General features: G+C 66.4%; 16 protein-coding genes. 2 read left to right on the top strand and 14 right to left on the bottom strand.

The window, feature by feature from the left end; all coding sequences use genetic code 11:
• Nucleotides 1–770 precede the first annotated feature (770 nt).
• Both OXS31_RS18490 and OXS31_RS18495 read right to left on the bottom strand, forming a co-directional pair.
• The gene (locus OXS31_RS18490) at nucleotides 771–2,393 is read right to left on the bottom strand and encodes a methyl-accepting chemotaxis protein (protein WP_115946914.1); all 1,623 of its coding nucleotides are present in this window, start codon (nucleotides 2,391–2,393) and stop codon (nucleotides 771–773) included.
• Between the two features lie 296 nt (nucleotides 2,394–2,689).
• The gene (locus OXS31_RS18495) at nucleotides 2,690–2,875 is read right to left on the bottom strand and encodes a hypothetical protein (RefSeq protein ID WP_115946915.1); all 186 of its coding nucleotides are present in this window, start codon (nucleotides 2,873–2,875) and stop codon (nucleotides 2,690–2,692) included.
• A gap of 1,027 nt (nucleotides 2,876–3,902) precedes the next feature.
• Between OXS31_RS18495 and OXS31_RS18500 the strand changes: the two genes are divergently transcribed.
• Both OXS31_RS18500 and OXS31_RS18505 read left to right on the top strand, forming a co-directional pair.
• Nucleotides 3,903–4,856, top strand: a complete 954-nt coding sequence (locus OXS31_RS18500) for a GlxA family transcriptional regulator (protein WP_115946916.1) — start codon at nucleotides 3,903–3,905, stop codon at nucleotides 4,854–4,856.
• Between the two features lie 290 nt (nucleotides 4,857–5,146).
• Complete coding sequence (locus OXS31_RS18505; protein ID WP_267401287.1) at nucleotides 5,147–6,694, top strand: winged helix-turn-helix domain-containing protein; 1,548 nt, start codon at nucleotides 5,147–5,149, stop codon at nucleotides 6,692–6,694.
• A gap of 55 nt (nucleotides 6,695–6,749) precedes the next feature.
• Here the strand turns inward: OXS31_RS18505 and OXS31_RS18510 are convergent, their stop codons facing one another.
• The 12 genes from OXS31_RS18510 to OXS31_RS18565 all read right to left on the bottom strand — a co-directional run bounded on the left by OXS31_RS18510 (nucleotide 6,750) and on the right by OXS31_RS18565 (nucleotide 18,285).
• Nucleotides 6,750–10,301 carry a hypothetical protein gene (locus OXS31_RS18510; RefSeq protein WP_115946918.1) on the bottom strand — a complete coding sequence of 1,184 codons (3,552 nt, stop codon included), beginning with the start codon at nucleotides 10,299–10,301 and terminating at the stop codon, nucleotides 6,750–6,752.
• Between the two features lie 132 nt (nucleotides 10,302–10,433).
• Entirely contained in the window at nucleotides 10,434–11,483 is a 1,050-nt protein-coding gene (locus OXS31_RS18515) for an EscU/YscU/HrcU family type III secretion system export apparatus switch protein (RefSeq protein ID WP_115946919.1), read from the bottom strand.
• A gap of 3 nt (nucleotides 11,484–11,486) precedes the next feature.
• Nucleotides 11,487–12,302: a type III secretion system export apparatus subunit SctT gene (gene sctT, locus OXS31_RS18520; RefSeq protein WP_115946920.1), complete on the bottom strand. Its 816-nt coding sequence runs from the start codon at nucleotides 12,300–12,302 to the stop codon at nucleotides 11,487–11,489.
• Nucleotides 12,303–12,572: a flagellar biosynthetic protein FliQ gene (locus tag OXS31_RS18525; RefSeq protein WP_115946921.1), complete on the bottom strand. Its 270-nt coding sequence runs from the start codon at nucleotides 12,570–12,572 to the stop codon at nucleotides 12,303–12,305.
• A 3-nt stretch (nucleotides 12,573–12,575) separates the two neighbouring features.
• Nucleotides 12,576–13,232, bottom strand: a complete 657-nt coding sequence (sctR, locus tag OXS31_RS18530) for a type III secretion system export apparatus subunit SctR (protein WP_115946922.1) — start codon at nucleotides 13,230–13,232, stop codon at nucleotides 12,576–12,578.
• Nucleotides 13,229–14,200, bottom strand: a complete 972-nt coding sequence (gene sctQ, locus OXS31_RS18535; RefSeq protein ID WP_267401293.1) for a type III secretion system cytoplasmic ring protein SctQ — start codon at nucleotides 14,198–14,200, stop codon at nucleotides 13,229–13,231. Before sctQ ends, sctR begins: the two co-directional genes overlap by 4 nt.
• Nucleotides 14,191–14,652 carry a hypothetical protein gene (locus OXS31_RS18540; RefSeq protein ID WP_267401295.1) on the bottom strand — a complete coding sequence of 154 codons (462 nt, stop codon included), beginning with the start codon at nucleotides 14,650–14,652 and terminating at the stop codon, nucleotides 14,191–14,193. The genes sctQ and OXS31_RS18540 overlap by 10 nt, the downstream gene beginning before the upstream one ends.
• Entirely contained in the window at nucleotides 14,649–15,977 is a 1,329-nt protein-coding gene (locus tag OXS31_RS18545; protein WP_115946925.1) for a FliI/YscN family ATPase, read from the bottom strand. Before OXS31_RS18545 ends, OXS31_RS18540 begins: the two co-directional genes overlap by 4 nt.
• Nucleotides 15,967–16,548, bottom strand: a complete 582-nt coding sequence (locus OXS31_RS18550) for an HrpE/YscL family type III secretion apparatus protein (protein ID WP_267401297.1) — start codon at nucleotides 16,546–16,548, stop codon at nucleotides 15,967–15,969. The genes OXS31_RS18545 and OXS31_RS18550 overlap by 11 nt, the downstream gene beginning before the upstream one ends.
• Nucleotides 16,541–17,119, bottom strand: a complete 579-nt coding sequence (locus OXS31_RS18555) for a hypothetical protein (protein WP_267401298.1) — start codon at nucleotides 17,117–17,119, stop codon at nucleotides 16,541–16,543. Before OXS31_RS18555 ends, OXS31_RS18550 begins: the two co-directional genes overlap by 8 nt.
• Complete coding sequence (sctJ, locus tag OXS31_RS18560; RefSeq protein WP_115946928.1) at nucleotides 17,116–17,895, bottom strand: type III secretion inner membrane ring lipoprotein SctJ; 780 nt, start codon at nucleotides 17,893–17,895, stop codon at nucleotides 17,116–17,118. Before sctJ ends, OXS31_RS18555 begins: the two co-directional genes overlap by 4 nt.
• 3 nt (nucleotides 17,896–17,898) lie before the next feature.
• Entirely contained in the window at nucleotides 17,899–18,285 is a 387-nt protein-coding gene (locus tag OXS31_RS18565) for a hypothetical protein (protein ID WP_258874375.1), read from the bottom strand.
• Nucleotides 18,286–18,290: the final 5 nt, after the last annotated feature.

Below are 18,290 nucleotides of genomic sequence, written 5' to 3' on the forward strand. Positions count from 1 at the left end.
AGGACAGGCTTCAGACGGTGCTGGGTCGCGGGACAATAGGTGGTAACTCGGAGCTGGAGCCTTGCATTCCTCTATGACGCTTTTTTGAAATCAAGGAATGCGACGTCCGATATCTTCGTTAAAAGTCTTACTGTTCACAGTTTTCTGCGTTGGGTAAGGAGCGATTGGCTTGTGGTGACCTGAACCTTGATGCCAGTCGGACGAGTCAGCTGTGCATCGTCGTGACACGTTGCGAAACGTCGAGCCACGACATGTTCCTGTCATGACGTCCGCTGCTTGTGTGCCGGACGAAATTAAATTGCTGCTCGCCGGTGCTGCCCCCTTTAGCCTGCTCCTATAGATAAGCTAAAGCGATCGCGCCTAATTCGCTGCTCCTGATCGCAACAGCTCACCTACCGGCAGCATTGGCGCCAGGCGATCACTGGAGCTGAGCAAGGTAATACCAGTGTTTACTCGGTCGTTATTGCCGCCGGCTGAGACCTGGTCATGACATCGGGTACAGCTGGTCGCGATTGGTGGCGACCGATACCCGTTGGTTGCTGATGGTGTAACCGCCCAGCTGAACGAGATCCGCGGCCGCGCATCATCGACGGCGTGATCGGTGCGCTGCAGTTGCTTGGTGGCGACGAGAGATATGTGCAGGGGTGGTATCAACCTAATCGCCTTTTTGTTCATTTTCGGAATTTCAGCCTAGGCGATAGCGCGCGGCGTCTACTGTTCTCCACGTGCATATCCCCTGGTACCTCACGCATAAAGCGAGTAGTCGTCTATTAGTCCTGCAGCCGCCCGGCCAGCCGGGACAGGTCCTGGGAGACACCATGCAGGCGTTCACTAGCGCTCTGGGTCCGTTGCAGGTCCTCTTCGTTGTGACGGGCCACGGTGACGATCTCCGCCAGGTTGCGGGCGATGTCCTCGGCCACCGAGGTCTGCTCCTCGGCCGCCGTGGCGATCTGCCGGTTCATGTCGCGAATGGCTTCCACGGCCAGGGTGATGCTGCGCAGCCGCTCGCCCGAGGCCACCACCTGATCGCGTCCGGCACTGCTTTCGGCGGCGCCCGCACGTACCGCTTCGGCGGCTTCATGGGCGGCGCCCTGCAGCGTCGCGATCAGCTGATGGATCTCGCTGATGGAACTGGCCGTGCGCACCGCCAGACTGCGCACCTCATCGGCCACCACGGCGAAGCCACGCCCGGCGTCCCCGGCCCGAGCGGCCTCGATGGCGGCATTGAGCGCCAGCAGGTTGGTCTGGTCGGCGATGCCGCGAATGACCTCCAGCACACTGCCGATACGTTCGCTGTCGTGTTCCAGGCGGGCGATGACGGCGGCGGTGCGGGTGATCTCGGCATGCATCCGCTCGATGGTGGCGATGGTCTGGGTCATGCTCGTCTCGCCTTCCTGAGCCGCACGATCCGCGTCGTTGGCTGCCGTGGCGGCGCTGCCGGAGTGGCGGGCCACCTCTTCTGCCGTGGCGCTCATCTCGTGCATGGCGGTCGCCACCTGATCGGTACGGGAAAACTGGTCACGAATGCCTTCGCCGCTGCGCTGGGCGATGGCGCCCAGTTCCTGGGTGGTGGCATCGAGCGCCCCGGTGCCCTGGCGCAACTGGCCGGCCAGATCGACGAAAAAGTCGCGCAGGCGATTGGCGGCGCGGGCCAGCCGACCCACCTCGTCGCGCCGCGACTCGGCCAGGGGCTGCCCCAGGCGCCCCTCGCTGAGCTGGACCAGCTGCTCGGTGACCCGCGCCAGCGGCCCGACGATGCGGCGATTAACCAGCCAGGCACTGAGCAGGGCGATCAGGGCGGCGAAGGCGAGCATGGCGCCCACCGCCAGCAGCACGGTGCGCCGCGCCTCGCCGCTCAGGGCCTCGGCCTGGCTGTTGGCGCGCGCGTGCAACGCGGTGACCAGACCGGACAGCTGCTCGCTGGTGGCCCGGTCGATGCCCTTGACCGCGGCATCGCCCTGGGCAGCGGCATAGTCCGCTGCGACATAGGCCGCCAGGCCGCGTCGATAGGCTTCGCCCATCTCCCGGTGGCTCTGGGCGAGTTGCTGCAGGCGCTGGCGCAGTTCGGATTCGTCGGCCCGCCGCTGCAACTGTTCCAGTGCGGTCTGGACCCGCGCCTCTTCTTCCTGGAATTGCTTCCAGTAGCGCTCGCGCTGGTCGGCGGCACCGCCACGCAGCAGCACGTTCTTCCACTCCTGCACCTGGGACTTGAAGGCCAGGTTGGTGGCGTCCACCAGCCGCGCTTCCTCCAGCGGGCCGGTGAGCAGTCTTTGATAGCCGTCCAGTTGGCGGGACAGCAGGCCGAAACCGGCCAGGGCCAGGGCCAGCAACAGGAGCAGGCCGCCGCCGATGAGCAGCAGCAGTTGAGCACGCAGGGAACGAGAGGGATTCATGTGAAGTTACCGGGAAGATGGCACGGGCGGTTACTTCACTACAGATTTATTGCAATAACGTTGCAAAGATTTGAAAGGCTGGCGGTTTCTGCAAAGGTCCGCCGCACGGTCGCCGCGCGGCTACAGAAGGTGCTGTTGGTAAGAAGCCTGCCTTGGTCAAAAGCATCTCAGCAGCTTGTATCGGCAAGACCCCCACACTTGCTGCTGAGATACCTGCCTTCCACCGCCAAGTGATCGTAGTTGGCGATGAGATGTGGCTGTTCACCAGCGCGCTCGCTTCCTAAGTGCACGCAGCACTACAGCACCTCCGGCAACAGCTCTTCGTGCAAGAGATCGTGTGGAGCAGCGATCCGCTCCTGGAGCTGATTACCATACGCCTGAGCTTCCGATTGCGAGGCGAAGCGCACCTTCATACCTGCTACAGAAACACACCAAGGCTGTGGGTGAGCCTCGGTGTCCCGTTCCACCGTGACTTCTATCATTATATCCTCCAATTAGTGACTATTCAGTCATTATTCTGTCATTGCTCAACGCGCTGGGGAAATAGCAGCAACGTTCTATATCTTTCCGCAGTCCTGTTTCGTTATGTCTTCTGATGAGGCGCTTACCAACTCAAAAGTTCTGACGCTTGGTCGCCTAGATTCTTTGCGTACGTCTGTAGTGACCACAGATATGGCATCTAGAATGGCAGATCGCTGATCGGCCGAAGATCTCGGCATCTGTTCGATTCCCTGGCAGAACAGGCTTGCCGGGTGCGTACCAGCGATCGGATCCGCTGCGTACAGAGTCATGCGACCACTTCTGTCGCACCGCAGGGGGTGTGACGATCATGCTGGATGTGCAGACTCCCGGACGCCCACACCCAAGACCTCGGCCGCCGAAGCCACAAACAATGGAACGTACCGGTGGGCGAACCACTGGACGAGGTGCCCTATCGCTTGGCCAATGGGCTACGAGGGCCACCGCTGTATTGCCTTCGTCGCTGCTGTCTTGCTATGACCGGTATGGACTTGGGTGCGTCGCTGGGTGCTGGTACTAGGGTGAGACGCTAGCAACCTCGTATCCCAGGACGGTGCTCATTGTCTTGCTCCGTAGGAGAGGCACGCAAACGGACCGGGATTTTAGCGACGGAGGCGCTGCTCCGAGGTAATGGCCACAGCAGAGGTTCAGCAGTGGACGGGATGGAGATGAACAGGCAAACCTCCTGGATTTGAGCGTGCCAACGTCTTGAGTCGTCGATCCTGCAGCCCCCCGGTAGCCTCAATTGATAGCAACGCGAAAAGATCTATGGCCGTACCCGAGTGGAGTGCTATAGCGCCCAAGGGTGAAGGTCGTATCGAAGCTAGCCGGCTATATAAGCACGCAACAGCGCCACCCGTAGGGGAGGAGGCGATATCCGCCGAAGAATTGAAACGAAGCGGTTGACCATGTAGACATAGTATGACCATATAGTCTGAATGTTTCGTAAGCCCGTGTGTCCGCCATTAGGCTTTCTCACTCGATGACTTCATGAAGACAATCTTGGTCGTGCTGTTCGACGATGTACTGTTGTTGGATGTCGTTGGGCCGATCGAGGTGTTCTCACTGGCCAATCGCTTCCTGGCGGAAGACCAGCGTTACCGCATCAGCACCGTCAGTGATAGTCAGGGCAGTATCACCGCCAGCAATGGCATGCGGATCCAGACCGACTGGTGCGTGGACAATGCGCCCACCACCGGTCACTACCTGCTAATTCCAGGCGGGCCAGGCGCCTACCAGCAGGCCCCGCCGGAACGCCTACAGGCCTGGCTTCGCCGGACCGCTGCAGAGGTCGGGGTCCTGGGCTCGATCTGCACCGGCGCCTTCGTCTTAGCGCACGCAGGACTGCTCGACGGCTATCACGTCACCACCCATTGGAATTACACCGAACGGCTGGCCCATCTGTTCCCCTCCCTGTCGGTTGAAGCCGATCACATCGTGTTGCGCGACCGTGCCATCATCAGCTCCGGCGGCATCACCGCCGGCATCGACCTGGCGTTGACCCTGGTCGCGGAGACCCACGGTCAGCGCATTGCCACCGAGGTGGCCAAGACCATGGTCGTCAGCCTGCCGCGGCAGACCAACCAGCGCCTGTTCAGCCCCCTGATCCAGCAGCATGGGGCGGTCACGCCCGCGGTGAGCGCTGCTTACGACGCCATGGTCGAGCGGTTGCACGAACCTCTGACCATCGAACGTCTGGCCTCCGCCGCCGCTATGAGCGCCCGGCACTTCGCCCGCGTTTTCGTGCGGGAAACCGGGCTGACGCCCATGGAGTATCTGAAACGGGTGCGGATCGACCATGCCCGTACCCAGCTGGAGAGCACCACCCTGCCGCTGAAAGCCATTGCCCACGGCGCAGGCTTCGGCACGGTTCGCACCATGCGCCAAGCCTTCATTGAAAGGCTTGGTGTCTCGCCGAACCAGTACCGGAAGCAGTTCACTTAATCGGCGATATGACCGTCTGATGTACGTCTGTGGCCGGATCACTACCCATTTGTAACTCACAGGACACATCTGGTGATAGATCATAGGGTTAGCCCCTTAGCCAAAGGTCGTAACCGTCGCAAGACGCCATTGGCAGGGGCAATCCGTGCAGACGCGAGAACCACAGACAAGACGGCGAAGGCATCGCCGCTGCAGAACAAAGGTTCTCCGAAAAATCAGGTACGAGCCAGGGGCCTTGCCACTGCCTTTCGCTGTCGGGACCAGGGCTCAGTCAGGCAAAGGGGTGATTCATGCTAGACACGATAGGTGCTTACGGCCTCCGTCATGAAGAGACCGAAGATTCAGTCGTCAATCTGTCAGCCGAGGCAACGGGATGGGCGTTCGGCCCCTTCCTGCTGATGCCGCAGCGCCAGCAATTGCTCAAGGACAACGTGCCGATTCCCCTGGGCGGACGGGCCATGGAACTGTTGGGTGCCATGGTCGCCCAGGCCGGGGTGCTGCTTTCGAAACAGGAACTCCTGACCCGCGCCTGGCCGAACGCCTTCGTCGAGGAGTGCAACCTGCGCGCCCAGATGGTCGCCATCCGCCGCCTACTGGCGGAGCATGATCCCGGCACGGATTACATCGTCACCGTACCGGGTCGCGGCTATCGCTTCGTGATACCCGTCGTGGCCTGCACCCTCGAGTCCGACGCGCGCGAGGTCACGCCGGCGTTGGGCGGCGGCGCCGAGCTGTTCGGCATCGACAGCCTGCTTGCCCGACTGCTCGGCACCCTGGCCAGGCAACGCCTGCTGACGCTAAGCGGACCGGCCGGCGCGGGCAAGACGGTGGTAGCACAGGCGCTGGGACGCGCGCTGAGCGAATCGCTAGGTGGCCGTGTCTACCTGGTCGACGTCGGCGAGGCGGCGGATGCCGAGGTGCCCACCCAGCTCGTCCTGCGTACCCCAGGCACCACGCCCGGCGCCACCCTGCAGGAGCTGCTGGCCCGGGCCCAGGAGGAATTCCTGTTGATCCTGGATGGTTGCGACCAGGTGCTGGGTAGCCTGGCGTTGTTTGTCGAGCGCTTGCTGGAGCAGTGCCCGCTAGCGAAGGTCGTTGTGACCTCGCGTGAACCCCTCGGCGCCCTGGGTGAAGTCATCGAGCGGATTCCGCCCCTGGGGTTTCCCGAGCAGGCCACGCCGGAGCGCCTGTGCTGGGCCGACTACCCTGCCCTGGCGCTGTTCGAGCGACGGGTGCGCGCCGTCGATGCCAGCTTCCAGCTAGACGAACACAACCTGGCGCTGGTACGCGACCTCTGTGCGCGTCTGCATGGCAACCCCCTGGCGCTAGAACTGGCCGCGGCCCGGGTGCCCAGCTTCGGCCTGGAGCGGCTGCTCACCCTGCTGGAGACGGATTTCCGCCTAGACATGCGCGGACGGCGGACCGCCATCTGCCGCCATCGCTCCCTGCAGGCGGCGCTGGACTGGACCTATGATCGCTTGGGCGACCAGGAGCGGGCGATCCTGAACCAGCTGGCCCTGCATGGCAGTCCCCTGCCGCTGGAGGCGCTGACCACCAGCTTGCCCCACGTCGATAGCCTCGGCGGCGACCTGCTGCTGTGCATCGAGAGCCTGATCGAAAAATCCTGGCTGATCGCCGACAACGTCAATGGCATCCATCGCTATCTGCTGGATAGCACCGTCCGCGCCTTCGTCCTGCGCCAGGTCCGGCAACGGCTGGATGAGCCCCTGAGCGTGGCGGCGCCGGTCACCGGCATCGCGCTACGCTCACGCATTCTGACCGGCTATGCCAACACCGGCCCGACTTCCTACCGGTTCGAGGCCTGGCCGCTATCCTGAGCAGCCCAACCCTGCGCCCCGGGCCCGCCTCGCGGGCCCGGTAGCGCACGTCGTCCTAGACCAGCCGCGCACCGGCGCCGCCACCCCCGCGGGTCGGACGCTCCGGCTGCTTATCCTGCTCCTCTTCGGCCTTGGCCTTGGCCGCCGCTTCTTCGGGCGAGACGTAGTCCTTGTGCAGCGTGCCATCCAGGCGATTGCTGGAGCTGCCGCCCTTCTGCGGCGTGTCCTTGAAATGCTCGAATTCACTGGACTGGTAGCGGAACAGACTGTCGTCGTCCGGCGTATCGCGGCCACCGTAGTGGTGGATCTCGTAGCGGGCGTACTCCAGCTTCTCCGCCCAGTCCGCCTGCATCAGACCGTCCTTGGCCAACTCCTTGTACCAGTCGCCCTCGCCGTCGGTGACCTTCTGCTTCTTGTTGTGGTTGATGAAGATACCGGCGATGGCGGCAATGCCGCCGAGGATCAGTGCTCCCAGGAACAGCGGGCCGGTGAGCGCCGACGCCGCGCCGACGCTGCCGAACAGCCCGGCGATGCCGATGCCACCGGCAGCCATCCCCATGGTCCCGCTGACCACCTGCAACGAGCCCATGGCGATGCCAGCCTTGTCGTTGCTCGCCACGCTGGACTTGAGCGAGAAGGCGCCCAGGACGATGTCCGCCACGCCGCCGACACCGTCGCTCAGCGCGCCCAGGGTCTTAAGGGCGGAACCGGCGATCCGGGTCCCGGTGGAACTCTTCACCGGTGGAATCTTCGAGCTGTTGGCGAGGTCGTCCATCAGCCCCTGGATGCCCTTGGCATCGTTGCCGACGGCCGCACCACTGCCACTGCCGGTAGCCGGCACGGCGGGCGCCGCTGGCGGTGTCGCCTCGCTGAGCACACGATCGGCGATCGCGTTGCCGTCCCGGCGCAGTTCGTCCGCCACCCCGGTGGTCACCTCAGGCAGCTCCGGGACATAGAGGGGTACTGAGGAAATCTGGGGCGGCTTGTCCCAGGTCGGAATCCAGGAAGCGCCGAGGTTTTCCTTGAGCGTCTTACTGACGCCCAGCGCATCGGCCACGCCATTCTTGCCCAGTACCGACAGCCCCTGGTCGAACAGCTTGGCGAACTGCGGCCCCATGCTGAGGAAGTTAATGAAGTCGCGGGCGACCCCGAGACGCGCCAGCGGATCGCTGGCCAGCGCCTCACCGCCCTTGGTCAGGGTATAGATACCCGACACCAAGCTCAGGGCGCCGGAGAAGGAACCCAGGATGCCCGCATTGTTGAGTGTCCCGAGGAAACCGGCGATCTTGCCGCGGTCTTCCAGGGGGACATAGGGCTTCTGTACCGCCTTGCTAATGTCGTCGGCGGTGACCATCTCGCCGTTCTTGAACTTGGTCTGCAGCTCCTCGATGGCCTTGGTCACCTCGGTGAGCTTGGCGTCACCGGCGAATTCCTTGATGAAGCCGTCGATGGAGTTGTAGGTCTGCCGGCTGATGCCGGCCGAGGAACTGAGGATGCTCTTGATCAGGGTGAAGAGATCGCCGGCGGCCTTGTTCTTCACCGACTGCTCGATCTTGCTGGGATCGTCCACCAGCTCGTTGAGATCGCTGGTCAGGGCATTGACCTGCAGCCGCTGGGCCGCCTTCTTGCCCTCCTCGGGGTCGAGCACGTTGAGCGCCGCCAGCATTCGGTTGACGTCCTGGCTGGCTTCGTTCTGCCGCCCCTGCCCCTTGAGATCATCGAGGTAGCGGGTGTAGGCGTCGCTGTTGAGCGTATCGATCAGGTTCTGCTTGATCTTGTCCTTGTCGGGGATACGTTCGAGCGCGCCAGTGAGTTTGTCGGCGTAGTCCTTCTGGATGGTCGGGTCGTCGAACAGCGCCGTGAGGCGCTCCTGCAATTTGGGTCCGTCGATGAAATCATGCATGTCCGCCGAGGTGAGCTGGGTCTGCTTGTCGTCGGACTCGCGCCAGGTGGTGTTGAAGGGGCGCGTCGCCTCCTCGTAGCCGGTCACCCCGCGGCCGTTCTGGTACGCCGCCTGGGCCTCCAGCGCGCGGACCAGCTGGGCGCGCGGATCGTCCTTGCCGATGCTGCCGTCCTCCACGCCCTTCTTGTAGCCATCGATCAGGTCCTTGGTGGCCAGCTCCTGGACGTTGAGTTCAGGGGCGTTGTCGCCGTCGCCGTGCTGGCCGGTTCCCATGGCGAGGATGTCCAGTTCGCTCTCCGGCTTGAGCTCATAATTGGCCCGGGTATCGTCCACCGGCTTGGTGCTCATGGTGTCCCAGCGATCCAGGACTTCCTGGTAGAGCTGGGGACTCAGGTCCCGCGAGACGATCACCTTGCCCTGGTCGGGCGTCTCATAGCGGATCAGGCCGTCGGTGAGTTCGTCCGGGGGGCCGATCGTCCAGGAATCGCCCTTCATGAAGTCATGGGGACCGGCCAGCTTGTAGCCCTCGTTCTCGCTGGCGTGGATCTTGTCCCAGCGCAGCTTGTCGGCCTTGACCTGTTCGAACAGTTCCGGGGTGAGATCGCGGGAGACCACCACGTTCTGGCCATCGTGGGTCTGGTAGCTGAGGACGTTGCCCTCTTCGCCCACCTGCCAGTGGAATTCCTGGTAATCGTTGAGCTTGGGCGCCTTGGCGTCCAGGCCGGCGAGGCTAGCACCGCCGTCGAGGGCGCCCTGGACGGCGCTGGAGCGTCCCGGGTCCGCCTCGATGGTCCGCATGCCCTCGAGGTAGGCGTAGAGCGCGGGATTGGTATGGGGGTCCACCACCACCTTGTCGTCGCCATGCCGGTAGCTGAGGGTGCCACCCTTGCCCGGGGCCTCGATGTCGGTACCGACGTAGGGCGGCGGCGCCTCGTCCGCTGCGGCGGCGCGATAGCCTTCCGCCTGGCGCTGGTTGACCTCGGCGAGTGCCTGGTAGGCCTTCTTCGCCGCGGCGTAGGCCTCCGGGTTCTCGCGCTCGGCGATCACCACCTTGTGCCCGTCCTGGGTTTCGTAGCGGATCACCCCGGGGCCGGTTTCATCCGGCGGCCCGATGTTCAGGTAGTTGTCTGCGGCTTCCGGGGCCCGCTCGCTCCCCGCGCGCTCATAGCCCTGGGCCACGCTGCCGTCGAGCGCGGCGAGGGTCTCGAGATCAGCCTTGACCTGCTTGGCGAGTTCGGGGCTGCGCGCGACGTCCACCAGCACCTTGCCCTCGGGGGTGCTGTAGGCCAGCAGGCGATCGCTCAGGCGCTCGGGAACCCCGGCATAGCCGGCCAGCGCAGCCGGTGCCTGCCCATCGGCACCGGCCAGGGTATAGCCCTCCGCCAGCCGCGCCTGCACGGTGGGCAGCGCCTTGGCATCGGCCAGTACCTGCTCGTAGAGGTCGGGATTAGTGGAACGGGCCACCAGTACCCGCTCACCGTCGGCGGTGACATAGACGACCGTATCGGCGCCCTGAGCCCCGGGCTTGCCGATGCTCGCGTAATCGCTCAGCGCCGGCGCCTTGTCACCCGGTCCGGCCGCCCGTGGCGGGGTGGTGCCGCTGTTCTTCAGGGCACGCAGGAACACCCCATGCTTGGTACTGGGGGCGTCGGGGGTTGGCGCGGCGGGACGATCGGTCTTGCTGGAGACGGGTGAGGTCGACATTTCGGGAATCCTTCAAGGCGACGGTGGGGACAGGGTGGCCTCCTCCAGTCTAGGAAGCGGCTCTGGCGCTCAGGGTTAAATGGCTGCGAAATGTTGTGAAATTGCCGATTTGTGACGGTATTCGTGGCGCTTCTAGATCAAGCCTGCCTGTACCAGCAGGTCGGCCACTTCTTGGAAGGTCGCCTCGGGAATGGGCTCGCCCGGCACGCTGCGGCGGGTGATGCGCGCCGCCAGGTCGCCCACCGCGGCGATTGGCAGCGCCGCCGCCCGCGCCTGCTGGCGCAGTGCCTGGGCACCCTCGCCCTGCGCGGAGCAGACCACCACGGGCACCGGTGTCTCGCCCCGGCGATAGCGCAGGCCGACCACTTCACCACCGGCGCCTTCTAGCACCAGGGTGGCCGCCACCAGCCCGGTGCGGCGACTGGTAAGGGTCTGGGTCTCGCGCCGCAGGCGCTGGCGCTCCTGGCGGATCGCTGGATCGCCTTCGAGGTCCTTGCGCTCGCGCTTCTGTTCGCTGCGGGTCATGCGCTGGTCACGGCGGAACAGCCAGCGTTGCAGCAGGATGTCCGCCAAGCCCAGCGCCAGGTAGACGATGATCAGGGTGATGGCCAGCGGCTTGAGGACGGCGATGAAGGTGGCGTCGACGCAGCCGAGGCCGCACCGCGACGACTCCAGCAGCGCCTGCAGGCCCAGCCGGCCGACGACATAGAAGGCCAGCGACAGCACCCCGACCTTGACCAGGCCCTTGAGAAACTCAACGAGGTTGCGCAGGGCGAACAGGCGCTTTAGGCCCTCGACCGGATTGATGCGGGAAAATTGCGGCTTGAGCGGCTCCAGGGAGAACACCGGTCCCCGGGTGATGAGCCAGTTGGTGAGGATCACGGTGACCACCACCAGGGCGAACAGCGGCAGGCAACCCTGGAGGATCAGGCGCTGGGCATCACCCAGCAGGCGCGGCGCCACCTCAGCGAAGGGCTGCACATAGAGGTCGGCGACCTGCTCGAAGAAGGCCCGCAGCCGACCGACGAAGCGCGGGACCAGCATCAGCAGCGCGAGGCTGGCGCTGAGCAGCACCACGGCGGAGACCATGTCCTGGCTGCGCGCGGTCTGGCCCTTGCGGCGCCCTTCGCGCAGCTTGCGGTCCGAGGCGGGCTGGGACTTCTCTTCCGAGGTATCCGCCACCCCTCAGCCCTCCGCGCCGGCCAGGGTCTTGAGCAGCTCCACGGTGCCGCGGAATTCCGCCAGCTGGTCCAGCATGAGCGGGACCAAATAGACGCAGTACAGCACCATGATGACCGCGAAGATCAGGTTCTTAACCGCCAGCGACAGGTCGAAGATGTGCATGTTGGGCGCCATGCGCGCGAGAAAGGCCAGCATCAGGTCGGCGATCAGCAAGGCGATCACCAGCGGCGCCACCATCAGCAATCCGGTCCGCATGACCTGGTCGAGCACCGCGAGCAAGCCTTCCAGGGCCGGCGCCACCACCACCGGGGTGAAGGCGGTGGCCGGCCAGAATCGGTAGCTGTCGTAGTAGCCACCGACCATGAGCATGAAGCCCCCGGACAGGAAGAACAGGGTGATCAAGGCGACCGACAGCAGCGTCGAGGAGATCCCGGTCTCCCCGGACTGCGCCGGGTCCACCAGCTGCGCCATGGTCGAACCCCGCTGCAGGTCGACCAGCTCGCCGGCTACCTCCGCCGCCCAGAACGGAATGCCGAACAGCAGGCCGACGGTGACGCCGATCAGCAGCTCCTTCACCAGCAGCCCCATGATCAGCCAGCCCGAGTAGTCGGCCAGCGCGGCGAGGCCCTGCTGCACCGGCAGCATCATGGGGACCGCGATTACCACGGCAACGCTGGTGCGTAACAGCCCGGTCAGGCCGAGCCGGTTGAAGGCCGGCGTCACCAGCACCAGGCCGGTGGCGCGACTCGCAGCCAGTGCCACGCCCTGCAGCAGCGGGACGACCTGCTCCAGCACATCGGGCGCCAGGGCGAAATCCATCTAGCGCGTCCAGGCCGGGAAGTTGTTCAGCACCTCGTCCGCCAGGCCCATGACCTGCCCCGCCAGCAGCGGACCGAGGAAGATGACCACCAGCAGCACGGCCACTAGCTTGACGCCTTGCGGCAGGGTCTGGTCCTGCACCTGGGTCAGTGCCTGCAGCAACCCCACCCCGAGGCCGATGACGATGGCCACCAGCAGCGCCGGTGCCGACAACAGCAGGACCGTGAGCAAGGCGTGCTGCATGAGGCCCTGGAACAGCGCCTGGTTCATGGATCAGCTCCCATAGCTGAGGATGAGGCCGTGCATCAGTCGCGACCAGCCACTCAGGGCCACGAACAGGAAGATCTTTAGCGGGATGGATATCAGCGTCGGCGACACCATCATCATCCCCATGGCCATTAGCACGTTGGCCACCAGCAGATCGATGACCAGGAAGGGCAAGTAGAGCAGAAAGCCGATCTCGAAGGCGCGGGTCAGCTCGGAGCTGACGAAGGCCGGCACCAGGATCACCAGATCGTCTTCCTTGAGATCCTGGCGGGCGGCCTCAGGCCAGACCGCTTCGGTGGCCTGCAGGAAGAATTGCCGCTCGCCTGGATTAGCGAAGCGACCCAGGTGCTCCTGCAGGGGGGTGCGCAGGGTGGCTCCCAGCTCCTTGAGCTGCTCCACCCGCTCCAGCTCCAGCGGCCGGTCGGCCACCGCGCCATAGAGTTGCGTCATCAGCGGGGTGGTGACATAGACCGAGAGGATTAGCGCCAGGCCGTAGAGCACCAGGTTGGGGGGCGTCTGCTGAACGCCGAGGGCGTTACGGATCAGGAACAGCACCACGGAGATCTTAAGGAAGCCGGTTAGGGTCACCACCGCCAGGGGTATTAGCCCGATGGTGGCGACGACCAGGATGATCTCGACCAGATTGGGCTGGTAGCCAGTCATGCGCGCTCCACCCGCAGCAGTCGCACGCCCAGGCCGTCGCCGAGCCTGATCAGTTCGCCCAGGGCCAAACGCCGTCCATTGAGCAGCAGCTCCACCTGGCCGGGCGGATTGGCGTTCAGCGGCAGCACGCTGCCCTCGCCGAGGCCGCGCAGGTCGGCCAGCGTCAGCCGCAGCTGGCCGACCTGGCAGATCAGTTCCAGGGGCAGCTCATCCAGGGTCGCGTCGAGTTCGGAGTCGAGCATGGGCGGTGTTCTCGCAAGGTCAAGGGATCCAAGGGGTTCGCTAAGCAGCCAGCCGTCGTCGCTCTGGCGTACCCGCGCGCCGAGCCGGTCACCGATCACCAGACGGGCGCTGTCAGGCGCTGGCGTCTCCAGCAGCACCACGTCACCGGGCTGCAAGGCACGGCACTCAGCGACGGTCAGCCACTGGCGACCCGCCTCGACCCGGGCCTGGAGCGGCACACCGGCGAAAGCCGGCGTACTGGACGCGGGCAGACGCTCCAGGTAGCGCCTCAGGCAGGCAGCGGCCTCGGCACCGAAGGCGCAGTCGGCGACGGTGACCTGCTCCCCGACCAGGATCCCCAGCGCCAGGCGATAGGCGGGTGGCTCTTGCGGCGCCGTCACCAGGGCGACCGGCCGTTCGAGGGCCGCGCCGAGGGCGTCCAGCCAGGGCGCCAGGCGCAGGTTCAGCAGGAGCGTCCGCGCTCGCGCGGGCAAGGCCAGGGTCGCCGCCAGGTCGACGGGGCCCAGCCGCGCCGCTACCCACGCCTCCGGCAGGCGGATCCAAGCGCCCTCTCCGGCAATAGCCACGTTCAGGCACAGCAGCCGGGCAGCAGCCGGTGGCTCGGCCCAAGGCCATTGCAACACGACGTCGCCCACCGCTAGGCGGCCGGGCCGGTGCAGCCGATTGTGCAGCCGCCAGTCGCACGCGGGTGGCCATTCGGGCAGGGCCAGCTCGGTCAGGGGCATCGCGATATCTCCACAGCCTCGTTCATCCGCTCCTCCCGGCGCTGCAGCTCCGCCTGCTGCGCCGCGGCTAAGGGCTCGCGCAGAGCGTCCAGCCGGCGTTGCTGGCGCAGCAGCTCCTGCCGCAGGTGGTGTTCCTGTTGGCGTTCCTGCGCCAGCTGCGCTTCCAGGGCTGCGCAGCGGGCGGCCAGGGTTTCGGCCGTTCGGCGATGCTCTGCCTGCCGATGGCGTTCGCGAGCGCCTTGGGCCTGCCCTGCGCCTTCCTGCGCCAGGGTGGCGAGAAAGGCCGCCCGCGCCGCCCGTCCGGCCTCGGCCTGGGCATCCTCGGCGCTTCGCGCCTGGTGCAACGCCTGCTCGGCCAGGCGCACGCGCTCGACCTGAGCCGCCCTGCCCGCCAGGGCCCGGCGCTCTCGTAAACCACGCAGCCGGTGCAGATCAGCAAGACCGGACTTCATGCCAGCACCTGCGCCAAGTGCCGCCAGGTAGCCGCCGGCGTGCTCGGCTCCTCGGCGCGCTGTTGCAGAAAGGTCTCGATCGCCGCACGCCGGGCGATGGCCTCATCGCTCAGGGCGTCGCTACCGGGGCTGTAGTCGCCGGTGGCGAGCACCAGCTCCAGGTCGGCATGGCGCGCCAGCAGCGCCCGGATCCGACTGGCCTGGGCGCTCTGCTGTGGCGTTACCACCCGTTCCATGAGGCGGCTACGACTGCGCAGGATGTCGATGGCGGGGAAGTGATTGCGTTGCGCGAGGGTGGCGCTGAGGACTAGGTGGCCATCGAGCAGGGAGCGTACTTCCTCGGCAATCGGATCGAGATCGGCCTCGCCCTCGGTCAGCACGCTGTACAGCGCGGTTACGCTGCCAGACGCGGTAGCACCGGCGCGCTCCAGCAAGGCCGGCAGGCTAGCGAAACAGGACGGCGGATAGCCGCGCCGGGTGGGCGGCTCGCCAGCCGCCAGCCCCAGCTCGCGCTGAGCCCGGGCGAAGCGGGTCAGGCTGTCGATCAGCAGCAGGACGTGGCGGCCCTGGGCGCGATGGTATTCCGCCTGGGCGGTAGCCATCAGGGCGGCACGGACCCGTTCCGCAGCCGGCCGCTCGGCGGTGGCCACCACGGCGATCGTCCGGGCCCGACTGGTGGCATCCAGCTGGCCTTCGATGAAGTCCCGAACCTCGCGCCCGCGCTCACCGATCAGGCCGATCACCAGCACCTCGGCTTGGCAGTGCCGCATCACGCTGCCCAGCAGCGACGACTTGCCCACCCCGGGCTCGCCGAAGATCCCGAGCCGCTGGCCCTGGGCGACGCTCAGCAGGCCATCTATCGCCCGCACGCCGAGGCTTAGGGGGCGCTCCAGTGGCTCCCGGGCAAAGGGCGCCGGCGGCGCGGCGCGCAACGGCCAGCGACTGAGCGCCGTGGCGGCGACGGCAGGGCCACCGTCGAGGGGCGCGCCGAAGGCGTCCACCACCCGCCCGAGCAACGCTTCGCCCACCGCGACCTCCTGGGCCCGACCGGTTCGGCGGACCGCCGTGTGCCGCGACAGCCCCTCGAGACTGCCCGCGGGCGCCAGCAGCGCCTGGGCGCCGTCCAGCCCCACCACCTCGGCCGGCAACGGCGCTGCGCGGTGGGGATCGAGCAATTCGCATTGGTCACCGACCCGGGCGCCGGGCAGGCTGGCCTGGATCACCAGGCCCCGCACCCCGAGCAGCCGTCCGAGCAGCGGCCGCGGCTGGGCCTGGTGCAGCCGTTGGGACAGCCGTGGCAGGATGGCCTGGAGTTCATCGGTCATCGCCGGCCTCCGCGGGTCGCAAGGCCTGGCGCAAGGCCGCCCACTGGACGTCCAGGGTGACCTCGACGCAGGCCGCCGGACTGCACAGGCGCGCACGACCCGCCGCCAGCTCGTCGTCGACCTGCAGCCGCAGCGGTAGATCGGCGAGCGCCTCGGCGATGGCGGGGGTGAAGCTCTCGCCAGCCAGGTAGAGCACCAGCTCCTGCTCGTCGTGAAAGGCGGTCAAGGCCCGCCGCGTCGCGCCACGCAGCCGGTCGGCGAAGGGCCAGTCCGCCACCACCTGCTGCGCGGTGCCCACGGCCAGGTCCGCCAGGGCTGGTTCGAGGCCAGCTAGGTACGCCTGTACGCGGCTTTTCAGCTCAGCCAGTTGACCGACCGCCTCGCGCTCGGCAGCGCGGCGACCTTCCGCCAAGCCCTCCTCATAGGCTAGGGCGCGTGCGGCCTCGGTGATCGCCTGCTGCTCGGCCAGCATCAGGCGTGCCGCCTCCAGCAGCGCGAAGCCATCGCGCCAGGCGTCGGCTTCGGCAGCGCGGATCACCCGCGCCGTGGGTTGCCGGGGTAAGTCAGACATCACCACCCTCCTCGGCCAATCGGCGGAACAGCTCGGCATCACCGTCCTGAGCGCCGGCCACGGGGAGCGCCAACCCGAGCCGCACCCAAGCCAGGGCCGGCGGCGGGAGGCTGGCGAGCCAGGCGTCAAGACAGGCGGCTCCCTCCGTCCGCACCGCCTCGATAACCCGGGTGGCGGGCAGCGGTGGCCGCGCGTCCGGGGGCGCCGGATGGCGCCGCGCGCAGCCCAAGGCGTCGGCGCCCAGCTCGGCCTCGAACAGCCGGCGATACTCGCCGCGAATCTCGGCGTTGAGCACGCTCGCCTGGCGTACCGCACCGCAGCGCAGGGATACCCGCTGCAGTCCCGTGGCGCCGCTGCGGAGCAAGGCGATATCGCCACTCGCCAGCGGGCCGCCTGCCCAGGCCGGCAGGTCATGACTCTCGGCGATGACCGCTGCCGCCTCGGTGCACCAACGCGCCTGACGCAGCACGCCCGCCTCTGCCATGGCCAGCGCGCCAGGAAAACAGGCGGCGAGGAAGGCATCGTCGAACAGCTCCAGCGGATCAAAGGTCGCTGCCGGTGCAGGGGTCATTCGCGGGGCTCCAGGCTGTAGACGACCGGTGCTGCGGATCGCGACCGGCGTCGCCCCAGGCTCCATGCCAGGGCCGCCGCGAGACCGAGCACCAGTAGCAGTACACTGCTGGCCAGGGTTCGCGCCCACGGCAGGCTGGACGCCGTCAATTGCAGCCCAAGAAACTGTTGGATGACCGGCGCCTTACTCGGCTGCGGCTCCACGGCCTCGATGGCCGTCACTGAGACGTTCTCGTAGGTCAGACCAGCGATCCCTCGCGCCACCAGCGTCTTGATCTGCGGCAACAGCAGGCCGATGTCGGTGCCCTTGCCATAGCGCACCAGTACCGAAGCCGACGACGGCGAAATCACTCGTTTGAGCAGGTCGTTGTCCGGCAGCACCACGTGAACCCGCGCCGAGCGGATACCGTCGATCTCGGAGATGCTGTGAGCCAATTCCTGGCTCAAGGCATAGATCATCTGCGCCCGCTCCTGCATCGGCGAGGACACCAGGCCATTGTTCTTGAACACCTGCCCGAGGTTATCGAAGCGCGACTCGGGCAGCCCCGCCTCGTTCAGGATATGGACCGCCTCGGCCAAGCGGGCTTCGTCGACCCTCAGGGTGACCTTGCCGTCATCCTGGGCCTGCCGCTCGACGGCGATACCGGCGCGCAGCAGCGCGGCGGCCATCGTATTGGCTTCCCGCTCACTGAGATCGGTGTAAAGCGTGGTACCGCCGCAGCCATGCAGCGCCAGGCAGAGCAACAGCAGACATCTACGCAACCAGGCGGTACTCATGCGTCATTGCCCTCGCATTAGGGTGTTGGCCGAACCCGACACCTGGGTCGCGCCGCGTACCACCATCTGGGTCTCGATGGCGTAGTCGAAGAGGCGGCTCAGGTTGCCCACCAATTGACCGACGTCAGCCGCAGGCTGCTGCCGTGGCGACGCCTGGGGCGCGGCCGCCGGTACCTGCTCACCCGCGTTGGCCTGGCTCGCGAAGGCATGGGAGCGGTCGAGAAAGCCATCCAGGCGCTGCAGCAGACGCTCGCCGAGCTGGGCATCGGGCGAGGGTGCGGCCGCCGCCCGTTGCGCCAGCTGCTCGAACAGGTTCTGGGCGTGCAGGGTTTCCGGCGCCATCGCGGGCGCCGGAGCGACCGCCGGGGCGGCCACCGCAGGCAGGCTCATGCTGA

The organism is Pseudomonas sp. GM_Psu_1 (assembly GCF_026544185.1).
In the GTDB taxonomy this organism is placed as follows: domain Bacteria; phylum Pseudomonadota; class Gammaproteobacteria; order Pseudomonadales; family Pseudomonadaceae; genus Chryseomonas; species Chryseomonas oryzihabitans.